Genomic DNA, 360 nt, shown 5'->3' with positions numbered 1-360 from the left:
GGAAGCTAGTTGTGGACGGTTCACGAGTGAGAATGCAGGCATGAGTAGCGATACACACGTGGGAAACGTGTGCGCCGATTGACTAAGGGTTCCTGGGTCAAGCTGATCTGCCCAGGGTAAGTCGGGACCTAAGGCGAGGCCGACAGGCGTAGTCGATGGACAACCGGTTGATATTCCGGTACCCGCTTTGGAACGCCCAGTATCGAATCAGACGATGCTAAGCCCGTGAAGCCGTTCCGGACCCTTCGGGGAATGGAAAGTGGTGGAGCCGGTGACCCGGATCTGTAGTAGGTAAGCGATGGGGTGACGCAGGAAGGTAGTCCAGCCCGGGCGGTGGTTGTCCCGGGGTAAGGGTGTAGG

At 58.6% G+C, this 360-nt stretch carries 1 rRNA gene; it reads left to right on the top strand.

Annotation, left to right across the window (positions count from 1 at the left end):
- Positions 1–360 (top strand): 23S ribosomal RNA (locus M1203_RS38575); the annotation flags it as partial.

The sequence above is a fragment of the Streptomyces sp. 35G-GA-8 genome (genome assembly GCF_023534745.1).
Lineage (GTDB): Bacteria > Actinomycetota > Actinomycetes > Streptomycetales > Streptomycetaceae > Streptomyces.
Note: the sequence above shows the minus strand (reverse complement) of the source record. Positions and strands in the feature narration are given on the sequence as shown.